Here is a 14,247-nt window from a genome sequence, read left to right on the forward strand (position 1 = left end):
AGCCTTGCGTGCATGCCGGGCGACGTTCACACCCCGGCGTGTCAGTCGCCGTCCCCAGGCAGCAGCCCCCCGTCCGTCTCGTCCAGCGCTCCCTGGGCGACCAGGTCATCGATGTCGTCCGTGAGCGCGTCCCGGATGTCCGAGCCGAGCCGTGCCCACCCGAAGAAGCGCGCCACCTCCCTCAGCAGTTCCGCACGCTGCACACCCGGACTCTCCTCCACCACGCTGCGGAGCGCGAGCTGCCGCTCGGCCGACGGAACCTGGGTGACCTTGCGGGTGAACCTCGACGTCGGGGTGCGGGCGACCTCCACCTCATGACCGGGGCGGTCGTACGCGTCGCCGACGCGGACGATCTCGCCCTTGGTGACCAGCTTCCGCAGGACCCGGCGGATACGGTCCTGGATGACCTGACCCGAGCGGGCGAGGCCCCATGCCGAACGGACGCGGGTGAAGATCAGCTCCTCCGTGACCGGACCCTCGACCTCGATCACACACCGGACCACGTCCCCCACCACGCCGCCTGCGTCCGGGTCCTGGAGCTCGATGCCGTGCCGGTTCCGTCGACGGGCTGAGGCTTTCCGCAGCTTGTCCAGCTCGACGTCCTCCGCCTCCTGGTACGGCCGGCTCCAAGGTGCTGGGCCGTCGTCCACCGGCACGAACGTCACCGTCGGCGCGGAAGCAGCTGGGGGCGCTGCGCCGGTCGCCGCAGGCGCGGCGGCATCCCGGGCCTGCGGGGTTTCCTCAACCACCACCGGTACGCGCTCCGGCTCCGGCCTGCTCTCGTGCGGGTTCTGTGCGCAGGCCGCCTCCACAGCCGCGCGCAGGCGCGCCATGGCGTCCCGGCGGCTGCGGTACCAGTCCGTGCCCCAGATCCGGTGCAGCTTCCAGCCCAGATCACTCAGAACCGACTCGCGCAGGCGGTCACGGTCGCGGGCCGCCCGGGACGAGTGGTACATCGCGCCGTCGCATTCGATACCGAGGGCGTAGCTGCCGGGTGCGGCGGGGTGGCGTACGGCCATGTCGATACGGAAGCCGGCGACGCCGACCTGGGGCTGTACCGAGTAGCCCCAGCCCCGTAGTACGTCGAGGACCTCTTCCTCGAACGGGCTCTCCGGTGCGGCGTCCGGGTCGGCGGCCTGTGTCTGGAGGACCTGGGGGCCGTGCTGGGCGTACTGGAGGTACCGCTTCAGGTGCTGCACGCTCTTGTTGGGGCTGTCGCGCAGGTCGCCGCCGTAGAAGGAGGCCACGACCTCCATCCGCCGCCGGGCGCGGGTGACGGCCACGTTGAGCCGTCGCCAGCCGCCCTCCCTGTTGATGGGGCCGAACGACGAGGCGAGCTTGCCCTGCTGGTCTGGACCGTAGCCGACCGACAGGATGATCACGTCGCGCTCGTCGCCCTGGACGGTCTCCAGGTTCTTGACGAAGAAGCCGTCGAGACGGTCGTCGGTGAAGAAGCGGTCGAGGTCTGGGCGGGCGGCCCTGGCCCTCTGCACGGCCTCCTCAATGGCTTCGGCCTGCGCCTTCGACAGGGCGACCACGCCCAGGGTGAGTCCGGGGCGGGTGGCGAAGTGGTGGATCACCCGCTGGGCGACCCGGGCCGCCTCCAGCAGGTTGTTGCTGCGGCCTCCCTTGTCGTAGACACCGTCCGCCTTGATGAACTCGACACCGACGTCCGGGCTCTGTTCCAGCGCACCGGGGAAGGTCACCATGGTGTTGTCGTAGAACTCGTGGTTGCTGAAGGCGATGAGGTTCTCGTGGCGGCTTCGGTAGTGCCAGCGCAGAGGGAGACCCCGCAGCACACCGCTCGCCTTGCAGGCGTCGAGTACGGACTCGAAACCGACTGCCCCGTCCTCGTCCCACTCGTCGTCCTCATCGCTGTCGCCGCCCGCGCTGAAGAACGAGGTCGGTGGCAGCTGCTTCTGGTCTCCGGCCACGATGAGCGCGTCGCCGCGGTAGATGGAGTTGACGGCGTCCTGGGGCAGCACCTGGGATGCCTCGTCGAAGATGACGACGTCGAAGCGGAAGTCCGAGGGGAGGAACTGGCTGACGGTCAACGGGCTCATCATGAAGCACGGCTTGATGAGGCGGACGACTTCGCGGGTCTCACCCAGGAGTCGCCGGACCGGCATGTGGCGGGTCTTCAGCTGGGCCTGCCTGCGCAGGACTGCGGCCTGGCCCACCGACGTACGCCGTGGGCGGCGGTCGTTGCAGGCGGCGATGACGTCGGCGTGGGCCGCTTCCACCAGGTCCCGGTCAGCCGTGCGGAAGCGCTCCACCAGCTGATCCCGCTCGACGGCCCGCATGGGCTTGAGCCGGGCGTCGAGTTCGAATCGGCGCTCGATCCACGCGGTGAGGACGGCACGCTCCATCGCCGCCGGGAATTCGGCGGCGGAGACGTCGCGCTGCGCGAGCTGGCCGGGCAGTCCGTCCAGCCCGTATCCCTTGAGGCGGGTGAGTGCCTGGGCGCAGGAAGTCCATGCCTCGGGGCCGTAGGGGTCGTCGTCCAGGCGGGACAGGTAGGTGCGGGCCGCCGACAGGGACTGTTGGAGCTCGCGCCGCAGGTCTCGGTCGCGGGGCGGCTGGAAGTGTTCGGCGAGGGCATCGCGCTGCCGCCGCCAGTCCTGGTGGCGTTGCGCCGCGGACGGGTCGGCGGGCGCCGTCAGCATGGTGTGCGCGGCGGCCGGGGTCAGGGGTGCGGAGTGAGCTCCGTCGGATGTCCTGCGTACCTTCTGGGCCCAGTCGAGGGCATCGAGTACGTCGCTGCGGTTGGTCGCGGTGCTTCGGTAGAGCTCTCCGAGCAGATCACGGTGGGCGGAGGAATCCTCAGTGAAGCGTGCTGCGGCTGCCCGTGCCTGCACGACGGCCGTCACGGCTTCGCGTGCGCGGCCCAGCGTCAGGTCGTGAGGCGTGTCGGCAACGCGGGCGACGGAGTGGACGAGATCGGCAGCGTCCTCGAAGGGCTCGACGTGGGCGCGGAACCACCTCGCTGCCTCGTCCAGCGGCAGAGTCAGGAGCTGGTGGCCTGCGCCTGACAGATGCGGCAGACCTGCATGGCTCTGCCAGATCTCCAGCTCGGAGCGGATCCGTTCGGCCTGTCGCAGGGCCTCGTGAGGTTCGGGCCGGCCGTCGGTCATGCCCTCGGCGAGGCGGGCCCTTCGCGCGGGGTCTGCGAGCGCGCCAGCGGCGAGCTTCTCGACGGTGCGTGCCGTCTCGATCGCAAGGCGCAGCAGGTCCGAGTCGGGGTGGCCGTCCGGGGCGTACCTCCCGAGCAGTTCGATGTCCTGCGCGCTTGCGCGCGCGACCTGGTCCGGTCCGGCTGTTCCTGCCGGCTCGGAGGCTTCCCACGCCAGGCGGAGCAATTGACCGGTTGCCTCGTGGCCGGTGACGACGCCGCGTGCGTCGTCGCGGAGGCGAGAGGGGTCCGTGTCCAGACCTCCGTACCAAGGGCCGAACAACCGGCGGTGGGTCGCCTCCTCGGCAGCGAACGACGCAGTCTCACGCCGGGCTTTGTGCGCCGCGGCGACCGCAGCACGGGCGCCGGACACCGTGCGTTCGGAGGCTCCTCCGGCTCGTCGGCCGACTGCGGTCAGGGTGTCCAGGAGCGCGATGGCCTCACGCAGCGGGTCGAGATGGGCGCGCAGCCGACGGGCTACCGACCCCATGGGCTGCTTGATGAGCTCATCGGCGTCGGAACGGAGGCTCGGATCGTTCAACTGGGCTGTCCAGGCGCCCAGCTCATCGCGCAGTGCGACCCCCAGGCCGAGCAACTCCGGCGCGGGAGTGACGCTGTCCGCGGTCTGGGCGGCGAGTGTGGTGCGGCGGTGCGGGGCCATGACAGCGTCCGGTGCGAGCCGGTGCAGGGAATCTGCGTGCGCCGCTGCAACCTGCAGCGCGGGGACGTCGGGAAGTTCAGAGGCCGCGTAGGCGCCCAGCAGCTCTCGGTGGTCGAGTGTGAGCTGCTTGAGTCGGTCGTGTGCGGTGTGCCAGGCGAGGGCGGTCGGCAACTTGTCGTAGAGATCGCTGCGCCACGAACCCGTGACGGTGATAGCAGCGACGGTCTTGCGGTCTGCGCGGATGCCGCTGGACAGCAGACCGCCGATGCCCCGGGAACCCTCTGTCAGCCGGTGGATCAGATCGGGAAGCCCGGGTGTGCTGAGTACCTCTTGGCGGAAGGTTTCCCGGGCCGCCTGCTCGGCGTCGGTCAAGCGGCCTGCGGCTTCGGCGATTTCAGCGACGGCTTCCCGCACGCGGGGCAGCACTGCGGGGTCGAGCCACATGGCCGGGGCGCGGTGCGGGGCGGTGGTCAGGTCGATCAGGGCGACCAGGTCTTCGGCCTCCGCCGTGCTCCGCGGTCGGTCGAGGCCCAGCAGCGCGGACGCGGACTCGGCATGCCGCTCAGCGGATTCGAGGGTATCGGCGAGGGCGGAGAGCCGGTCGAGAACCTCTGCGGCGTATCGCCGCGTGAACGATGTGATGTCCAGTCCGGCCGGCTTCAGCTCGGCGAGAGCCTGTTCGGCCGCGGACGGATCCGCGCTGAGCCCGATGGGAAGGTCGGCCCATCCGGGCCCGGCCAGCGCGGTGGCTTCCGCCTGCGCGGACAGGACCTTGTCGCGGCGGGCGGAGAAGGCACGCAGTCGGTCGGCGATGACACGCACGGCAGCCTGATCGGCCTTCGCCGCGCCACCGGGTTCGAGCCAGGGCCCGAGCGGTCGGTGCGCACTTCCGGTCAGCTCGACGATGTCGCACACCTGGGTGGCTGCTTCGGTGTTGCGGGGAACATCGAGTCCGAACCGCAGAGCCAAGTCCGAGAGATTTCCATGCGTACGGTCGAGCCCGTCCGCGGTCGTTTCGAATTCCCGGGCCAGTTCGCCCGCCCGCTCTTCCGTGAGAGGGGACAGGTCGGCCCCGGGGGGCAAGAGGCTGGTCAGTGTGCTCTCCGCAGCACTCTTCTCCGCCGTCAGGCGCGCCGAGAGCTCCTCCCAGCGTGCACCGGCTGCGGACCGTGCGGAGGCCGCTGCGCGGTTCGCCTTCCTCAGCTCGGTGAGGAAGGCGTCGACCGGGTTGTCCACCGTCTCGGCGAAGTCGTCGCTGGTCAGCCAGTGTTCGGGCACGGCGCGCCGGGACTCGATGAGCGACAGAAGACCGGTGAGCCGGACGACGCCGCTCTCGTCACCGGCGGGAGATCCTCCTGGCCCGAGCTCCGGGTAGCGGGACACGGCCGTGACAAGCCCTTCGAGGGCAGCCACGGCCTGGTCGAGCGCGGGTCGCGGATGCGCGGTGCCGGCGCGCAGGTCCCGCCACGGGAAGGACGGGTCGGCGACCGCCTGCCAGGCGTCCGCGATGGCCTTGGTGGCCTCGATGACCAGGTGCAGGTCCTGGCTGCTGAGGGTGGCGGCGTCGAACGGCTTCTGGTCCTTGCCGCCGCCGGCCGCCGGGGTCAGATATGCGACGGGTGCGTCGGAAAGCCGTCCCACTCTGCCGATCACGTCGTGCAGGGTCTTGCCGAGCGGCTCGCAGACCTCGTTCATCGCGTCGGCGTAGCCGCTGAGCGCCTGGCGGGTCTCGCGGGCCAAGGTGACGGCCTGTTGCGAGAGCTGGGGCGCCTGCGGTTCCTCTTCGAGCGCCCGGCCCAGCTCCTGTGCCACCGCTCGGCGGCTGGTGTTGTGACTGTGCAGGGCGAGCGCGTACGAGTCCAGGCCGACCGACCGGAGGCGGTCGAGCACGACATCGAGGGCGGCGGCCTTCTCACTGACGAAGAGCACGCTGCGGCCCGCATGCATGAGACCGGCGATCATGTTGGTGATCGTCTGGCTCTTCCCGGTGCCGGGAGGGCCGTCGAGCACGAAGGACTGTCCCGCCACAGCGGCGGCCACAGCCTGACGCTGGGAGGCATCGGCGTCGAGGACCAGCGGGCTGTCCTCGGGCGGGCTGAGCTGGTCGATGCGGTCGAGATCGATCTCCTCGAAGTCGAAGCGATCGGAGGCCAGACCGGCCTTGGGCCCGAGGGCCACCGCTTTGACCAGATCGCTGGCCAGGACGCGGCTCTCGTTCTCCAGCAGGTCCTGGTACATCGACTCCTTGTGGGAGGCGAACAGCGCGAGTACGACGCGGGGCGACACCTTCCAGCCGGGCTTGCCCGCCACCGACTCGGTGACGGCGGCCAGTACGGCGCCGAGGTCGGTCGGATCCTGCTCGGTGACGGGCACCCAGTCGATGTGGAATTGTTCCAGCTTCACTTTGAGAGCCGGGTTGAGGCGCGGCTCCTCATCCTCGTTGAGCTCGAGGCGCATCCGCCCGTTGGGCATCCGGGTGATTCGGGCGGGCATCAGGACCAGCGGGGCGTCGCTGCCCGTCTCGGCTCCGTCCTCGCGCCAGTGCAGGACGCCGGCGCCGAGTTGCAGCGTCCACAGACCGTAATCGTTGAATATCTGGGTCGACCGGCTCCGCAGACCGGTCAGGGCACGCTGAAGGGCTGACCCTGTGGCCTTCTGCGTCACGATGCCGTCCGCGGAACTCCGGGTCACAGCCGGCCGGCGCGCGGCGGTGCCGCCCTCGGCCGAGCCCGCTTCCTCCTCGCCCGAAAGTTCCTCGTCCGGAAGCGGAGCGAAGTCCCATCCACGCTCCAAGCCCCGTACCAGTGTCTCCGCAGAGGGCTGCGTGATCTCCAAGGTCGCCGACTTGGTGTGGCGGAAGTTGAGCAGGCGATTGCGCCCGCTCAGGTCCACAAGGGAGGTCCGCCAGTCGGCGAGAACCTGCTTGAGTCGTTCCAGGTCTGTACCGCCACCGAACGTGCCCGGAATTGTCACTCTGGTCCTTGCTCCTCGTCCAGCTTCTCCGGGGCCGACGGAGCGCACACGCCCCCGGGTACGTGCTGAACCCGGGGCAGACACACGGCAGGGTCGTGTTCACACAGTCGCCCTGGCCGGATTGGTCCCGCTGATCCCCCTGAACGGTGGATTCTACGACCAGCGTTGCGTTGAGTGAAGTGCCGAATACAGCCAGGTAGAAAGGAGGCTCAGGCTGTCTCGGCGGCTGTGGCCTTGAGCCCCTTGAGGAACAGCGAGTCCAGCACCGCCCACTCGGTCGCCCGGTCCACGACTTCCACCGTACGGCCGTCCAGGGACGGCGTCTGCTTCGGGTCCTCCATCGGGCACAGCCACCACAGGCCGTGCGGGCTCTGCGCCGGGCGGCGGGCCGCCTGTTGCAGGGTCACCAGCAGGTCGTGGCCGCCGCCGTCGAAGTAGCGGGCGAGGAGCCCCGCGTTGTGGACGAACAGCACCGTCTTGGGGCCCGCCTCCTCCGCCATACCGACGAGGCGCTCCGACATCCGCCCGGTGACCCGTTGGACGTACGAGCGCAGGCCCGGCTTCAGCTCTCCGCTGCCGGTGAAGGCGGAGTCCGCACGCAGCACCTTGGACCAGTCGGTGTTCAACTCGTCGGCCAGCGCCCGGAAGATGTTCAGGAACTCCTTGTTGAAGTCCACCGGGACGACTCCGAAGTCGGCTGCCACCGCAGCCGCCGCACCCGGCAGGTCGGCGCCCTTGAGGGTCAGCGCGAGGAAGCCTCCGCGCTCGGCAGACGTGGTGAGCCTCGTGCGCAGCACGGCCTGCGGGTCCCGCCCGGCCGCCGCTGCGGTCCGGGCCTCGGCGACCAGCACGCTGGTACGGGTGAAGGTGGAGCTCGACCAGCGTGCTCCCTCGACCGCCGGAGGGAAGAAGCGCCTGCGAACGGTGTCGTACTCGAGCGGGAAGCCGGCTTCCTTGAGCACGTCCTCGATCTCGATGTGCGTGGGCGCATCAGGAACCGGCACCGATGGGAACCGTGCCTTGACGCGTGCCACGAGTTCACTGATCGAGATGCCCGTCTCCCGGCGCACTCCGGCGGCGGCCTGGGAGATACGCAGGGCGCGGGCCAGCCCGAGTGCCTTGGGGTAGATCTCCAGGCGTGGCGATGCGGAGGCATGCCGGGCGACCACCGCGGCGAGGCCGACCAGGCGGGTGTCGGCGAGCGGAGTCATCCCGCTGGGTGCCGCCACCTCGCGCAGGGTGCGCACGACGGTGGCCCGGCCCGGCAGCGGGTCCTCATCGGCCAGCCGGTCGGCCTCCGCACCGAGGGCTGCCGCGTAGTCGGCCAGCTCCTGCGGGGTGGGGTCGTCCGTGCCCGGCAGCGAGTCGAGTGCCAGCAGGACACGGTTGCCGCGGCGCAGCACTTCGAGGCGCGGATCATGTTCAGTGCCGCGCTGAAGGGCCTCGGCGTCAGCGGCTGCGCGGACGACGGCCAGAGCCTTGGCCAGCGTGCGCTCGGGGGTGTCGTCCCCGGCGCCGTGCCTCACACGGAGTTCGGCAGCCGCTTCCTGGACCGTCATCACACGCCCCGACTGGGCCAGGATCTGTACCAGCTCGTCTCGGATCTGCGGGATCCAGTCGGTGGCGGCCCACTCCTCGATCGCGGCCACATGATGGCGGGAGACAGTGGCCTGACTGCTGCCCAGGTGCTTGGCAATGGCCGTCTGCGGTGGCCATGCCCCGAGCGGGGAGAGCCCACCGCCATCGGCGGCCGAGCGCGGAAGACCGAGCGTGAGACGGATGATGTCGGGGCGCAGATTGCCCTTCCGGGCCGGTCCAGGTGTGAGGCGTGAGGCGAGCGAGTCGACGGGTTCGGCGGCGACGAGCTGCGCCTGTGCCTGCGGATCGGCGGACAGTGACCGCGACACAGGGGCCGCTGCGAAAGAGGCGGGCTCCGCTGGCGGCCGCCGCAGCATCGCCGTCCACTGCTTGTGGCGCCGGTTGAGCTCCCTGCGTACGAGCGTTCCCGCACCACGGGCACGGGCAATCGTGTGCGGGGGGACATCGAGCAGTTCCTCGACGGTGCCCGCGCTCAGACCATTGGCGACAGAGACGGCGCGCGGGGAGAGTCCGGCCGCCTCCAAGGCGGTGGTCAGCTCGGCGGCAGCGGCGGCCGTCTCACGGGCTTCCTCCGTGCTGGCGGCGACGGCCCCGACAGTGGCAGGGGTGGTGGCCGGCTTCGCCGAGTCCGCGGTGCGGAAGATCTGCCGCCACGCGTTCTCCATCTGCTTGAAGGTGTCGAAGCGACGGTCGACGTCACGGTGCAGGGCGCGCTGGAAGAAGACGGTGAGACCGTCGCGAAGTCCCGGCTCGAACAGCTCGGCCGCGACGAACAGTGCGACGTCCTCGCTCATGCGAGGGTCGGTCTGGCCGTCACCCCAGACGGGACGCTCTCCCGAAGCCATCTCGTGCAAGGTCACAGCCGCCGCGTAACGCTCGGCGTGATCGTCGTACAGCGAGCGGCGGGTGCTACCGAGGAACGGGTCGAGGTAGCCGCGCGTACCCGCCGTGATGTCGCGCTCGGAGGCGTCCGCCAGGGAGAAGTCGAAGAGCAGCAGCTCCCACGAACCATCGTTGCGCTTGTGCAGGCCGAGGTTGTCCGGCTTGATGTCGCGGTGCCGGGTGCCCTTGGCGGCGAGTTGGTCGAGCGCAATGAAGAGGTCGTTGCCGTACCGCTCCAACTGGTCGTAGGTCAGGCGCCCTTCGCCGCGCAGCCGTGCGCCGAGGGAGGACTCCCCCGCGTATTCGAGTTCCAGGACGGTGTGACCGGCGATCTCGCGGGGTTCTTCGAGGAGCCTGACGATCCGGCCGCCGCCCACCGCCTTGAGTGCCTGGGCCTCTGCGTACAGCCGGGCGTCCTTGTCCTGGTCGAGCGCAACCTTGAAGACGCGTTCCTCGACGACCGCCCTGCCGTCCGGTCCTTCGGCCTCTTCCACCACCCGCTCGACCAGCAGTGCGCGGGCCGTGGCCCCCGTTCCGAGTACCCGCCGGACCATCCAGGTCTCATCGACCGACTGCCCGGGCACCGCCGTAAGAGGGTCGGTCTCGACGGACACGGACTGGTCGGGAACGGTGGTCTGCTGTTCGGCCTCGTTCAGCAGATCCAGGAAGCGCTCCGTCGAAGGCAGCCGGTCCACGACTTCCGCACGCGTGGCGCGGTAGACGAGGTCGTCGAGGCTGTCGGAGAGCCCATCTGCCACTGCGTAGGGGTGCAGCCCACCCTCCGCGGACAACCGCTCGATCAGCGCGCTGCGCCGGTCTGCCGGGGGCTCCCCCGTGAGCAGGAGATACGCGAGCGATCCCAGTCCGAAAAGGTCCAGGTCCACCGGATCGGCGAACTCCTGGTCGGTCTCCGGGGCCAGAAAGACCTGAGAAGCGTCTTCGATCAGGGTGCCATCAAGCGGGGTGTCGCCGATGGAGCGCATCGAAGTGGTGTCGAAATCACGGGCGGCCGTCTGCCAGTCCGTGATCCGAACCACGGGATCGGAACCGTCCTCGTTGGCCGAGACATAAACCGACCGAGCGGCGAGCGCACGGTGGTAGAGGGAGCGGTTGTGGGCGTAGCGGAGCGCCTCGGCAAGCTGGCGTACCAGGTCCAGCCTGGTCTCCGGGGTGAGCTTGCCGCCGTAGGCGTCCAAGTAGGCGTCGAGCCGCAGATCGGTGTGGCGGTGGCGAAAAAGAATCGCCGGGCCGCCCTGGTGTTGGCGGATCTGTACAGCCTGCGCGATGCCACGGTGCGTGATCCCCTGCAGCACCTGGTACTCGCGGCGGGCTGCACGATCCGCGGCTCGCTTGGCTGCCTCCCCGGCCAGCTGCTCGACCAGGTATATCCGGACGCGCCCGCCCTCCTGGACCAGCCCGTCATCGCGGACAGCCAGACGGTCCTCCCAGCCGGGGCCCGCGTCCAGCACGCCGGGTTCCAGCTTCCAGTCGTCGCCGTACCGGAGGTGTGCGGTGGAGTCGCTGATGCCGATCTTCTGCATCAGCTGCTCCAGCAGCTGGGCGGACTGTGGAGTGACGCGCCAGCTCTCGCGCTCCGGCGGCTTGCCGAGCAGGTCGTCCCAGATCTTGCCGAGTCCGCCGGCACCGTCATTGCGGCCGTACACGTTGATCCGCTGGAACTCGTCGAGACCGCTCACCAGGCCGGGTGCATGGAGAAAAACTGCAGGCTTGATGAACGGGACCCGCCGCGGATCGACGCCCATGGACCGTGCAGCCCGCTCCAACTGGCCCTTGAGTTCCTTGCACTTCAGGTCAGTGAGGTGCAGCGGGTTCTTCAGTGTGCGGACGCGGTCGTCATGGAACTGCCAGGTGTCGCCGTGGTTGATGACTCGGCCGGGGTGCCCCTTGAGCTCCAGCAGATACAGACCACCGGGCACGGCAATGAAGAGGTCGCACTCGTTGGTGCGGCCGGAGGCCGCGGTAAAGGAGAACGTGGCCCAGGCACGGTACGGCTCGGCAGCCGGCATCAGCTGCCGGACGTGATCGAGCCCTTCCTGCTCCCACGAAAAGGTGGAACGGCGCGACTGAAACCAGCGCTCCTTGCGCGGAGGGCCCGGCTTCGGGGCCGAAGGCGTTCCTGCTGCCGTCACGGTCCGACCTCCGCGGTATCCATCTCGCTCTGCGAACGAACGCACAATCCCGCCCGACCTTACCTCGGGCCTGACCGGCCGCACCCGCCCCCATCGGCTGGGCATCCGGCCTGCGGTGACTTCGCCGAGGCGTTGATTCGCCTCTCCGACCGTGCGATAGCGTTGCTGTGCGCCGCGCGCCCTCCCCGGAGGGTGTACGGGGTACGGTCCTGCGCTGCACGCGATTTCGGTGGTCCGGTGGCCTCACTTCGGTGAGTACGGAGAGTTCCCGGTTGGGAGCCTTCCCTTCCGCCCGACTCCCGAAGGAGATGCTCTCCGCATGCCCCACCCCAAGTACACGCCCGCACGCCACACCTGGGTACGCGACATCCTCATCGGCGTCGCCGCGAGCTTCGGCTCGGACCTGGTGTGGAATGCCGTGCAGGCGGCAGCGCACCTTCTCGGCTAGCCGAGGGGCGGCGGGTCCGGGGACCCGCCATCACCCGTGTGCCGGGAGCCCGCGCGAGGCGATACAGCAGCGGGACCGTCCATACGGCGCGCTGCAGGAAACCCGACACGAGGGCCGTCCTCGGATCAATCGATTGTTGTTCACGATCGACCAAGTCCGGCTAGGGTACGTCGAAAGTCATTGCGGCCCGACGGGCTTCCGTTCAGGAAACGCCCCCACCCGCACGAGATCCATCGTGCCTGTGGGGAACTCCCAATGCTGCTCCGGAAGTCGGCTGCTGAACTGAGCCCGCTCATTACCCCCGTCGGCCGAGAGCATCTGCCTCTCACCGAACGGTTGATCAACGAGTACGTACAGTCCCACCCCAACAAGAAGCAGCCGAACAAAGGCCTGATCGCTTCCTGGGACCACAGCCTGCCGGAAGTCATCCACGTACTCGTCGCCCTCGGCCTCCATTCGGTCGAGGTGCTCATCGAGTACTCCACCCCTGGAATGGCCGGTGACGCCGATGTCATCCTTGCCGGGCAGCATCCGACGTCCGAGGATCTGTCGTACGTCGTCATCGAACTGAAGCAGTGGCACAAGGCAGTGGTGTCGTCGACGAACCCGATTGCGGTCGATGCCGGCTACGACAAGCCGAAGCTCCATCCCGTACGCCAGGTGCAGCGCTATTGCGAGTACCTCGTCCAGCACCTCGCACCGCTGCGCGGCGCCCGCCAACGGATCGCCGGCGTCGCGTTGCTCCACAACGCCAGCCATGAGGTTGATTCACTCTTCGACTTGCCACAGAACGACCACGGCCGTCTGTACACGAGAGACCGACTCGGGGAGTTCAAAGCATTCATCGCGTCACGACTGGCTCAAGGATTCTCCGGAAGCCACGCGGCTGATGTGCTGTGTCAGGCCCAACAGTACGAAGCGCCGTCGTCGAGCGAAGCATTCAGCCGGGTCGGGAGTCCGCACCCAGTTTTCGCTCTCCAGAAGGAGCAGGAGATCGCCTTCCAGGAGGTCCGGCAAAAAGTGCGTGCCGGTGGTTCGAAGAGCGGTCGCAAGAAGGTCGTCATCATCCAGGGTGGCCCCGGCAGCGGGAAGACCGCTGTTGCCGTGGAACTCCTGCGCTCCCTCAAGCAGGAGGGACACCACGTCGTGCATGCCAGTGGTTCCCGTTCCTTCACCAGCAACCTGCGTCAGGCAGCCGTCGACGCCGCGCCATACGGTAAGCGGGGAGCCGTCGCCAAACAGGCGCGAAAGGACTACCGGTACTTTCAGCAGTTCGGCGAATTGGAGGAGAACTCGCTGGAGGTTCTCATCTGCGACGAGGCCCATCGGGTGCGTGAGAAGTCGGACGGCCGGGACGTCAAGAGATGGGTCAAGGAACGAGGCCTTCCGCAGGCCGACGAACTGATCCGCGTCGCCGAGATGCCTGCCTTCCTGCTCGACGACTGGCAGTCCCTTCGCCCGGACGAGGTCGGCACCGTCGACTATCTCGTTGAGCGGGCCATCGCTTGCGGCTGTGACTACGAGGTTGTCGAGCTGCCCGGAATGTTCCGCGCGGAAGGCAGTATCGCCTTCCGCGAATGGGTGACGAAGCTGCTCAGCCTCAAAGCGACCAGCGCCCCCGCGTGGATACCGGACGGCCGCATCGACGTGCGGTTGGCGGAAAGCCCGGAGGACATGGAGACCTTCCTCATAGAGCGCATGGAGAAGGACGGATCCCGTGCGCGCATGACGGCAGGTTTCTGCTGGGAGTGGAAGACACCCCTGGATGGCCGACTGCGGGTCGAGGTCCAGATCGGTGACTGGCACAGACCCTGGAACGCCAAGGACGGTGTCCAGCTCGACAACGTGCCGGAGTCGAGTCAATGGGCGACCGATCCGAGAGGTTTCGGACAGATCGGATGCATTTACACCGCGCAGAACTTCGAGTTCGACTGGACCGGCGTCATCATCGGTCCGGACCTCGTCTGGCAGGACGGCCGCTTCACCGTGGACCGGACAAAAACCCATGATGGCAAGCTCAAGCGGAAGACAGTGAGCGACGCGCAGGTGGACCGCTTGGTTCGGCATGCCTACCACGTCCTGCTGACGCGAGCACGGAGCGGGATCGTCATCTATTCCGAGAACGAGGACACCCGTAACGCCCTACGCACGCTGATTTCCGGCACAGTCGCCGACTCGCCTCTGGCCAAACCCAAGAAGAAGAAGCTCCCGCCCCTGGTCACAGAGGCCGAGCAAGCCCTTGCACAGCAGCTCACGATAGAGTTCGACTAATTGCCATTGCGGCCCGACGGGCTTCCGCTCCGCTCCGGCGGGGTCTCGAAGGACACGCCCCCACCCGCACGAGTTCCTTCGTGCTGCCTGG

4 protein-coding genes are annotated in these 14,247 nt (G+C 68.7%); 2 read left to right on the forward strand and 2 right to left on the reverse strand.

From position 1 onward, the window contains the following. Positions 1-41 precede the first annotated feature (41 nt). On the reverse strand, positions 42-6,806 hold the full coding sequence (locus OG842_RS07665) for a DUF3320 domain-containing protein (RefSeq protein ID WP_328512136.1): 6,765 nt from the start codon (positions 6,804-6,806) through the stop codon (positions 42-44). Positions 6,807-7,015: 209 nt separating this feature from the next. Next, a complete protein-coding gene (pglW, locus tag OG842_RS07670; RefSeq protein WP_328512137.1) occupies positions 7,016-11,437 on the reverse strand; it encodes a BREX system serine/threonine kinase PglW in 4,422 nt (1,473 codons plus the stop codon). 319 nt (positions 11,438-11,756) lie between these two features. On the opposite strand from pglW, the gene OG842_RS07675 reads away from it, so the two are divergent. Together OG842_RS07675 and OG842_RS07680 are read left to right on the forward strand one after the other, a co-directional pair. After that, positions 11,757-11,885 (forward strand): DUF6408 family protein, encoded by a 129-nt coding sequence (locus OG842_RS07675; protein ID WP_266728698.1) that lies wholly within the window; start codon positions 11,757-11,759, stop codon positions 11,883-11,885. Between the two features lie 255 nt (positions 11,886-12,140). Further along, positions 12,141-14,156, forward strand: coding sequence for a DNA/RNA helicase domain-containing protein (locus OG842_RS07680; RefSeq protein WP_328512138.1), 2,016 nt, complete (start codon positions 12,141-12,143; stop codon positions 14,154-14,156). Positions 14,157-14,247: the final 91 nt, after the last annotated feature.

The organism is Streptomyces sp. NBC_00376 (assembly GCF_036077095.1).
In the GTDB taxonomy this organism is placed as follows: domain Bacteria; phylum Actinomycetota; class Actinomycetes; order Streptomycetales; family Streptomycetaceae; genus Streptomyces.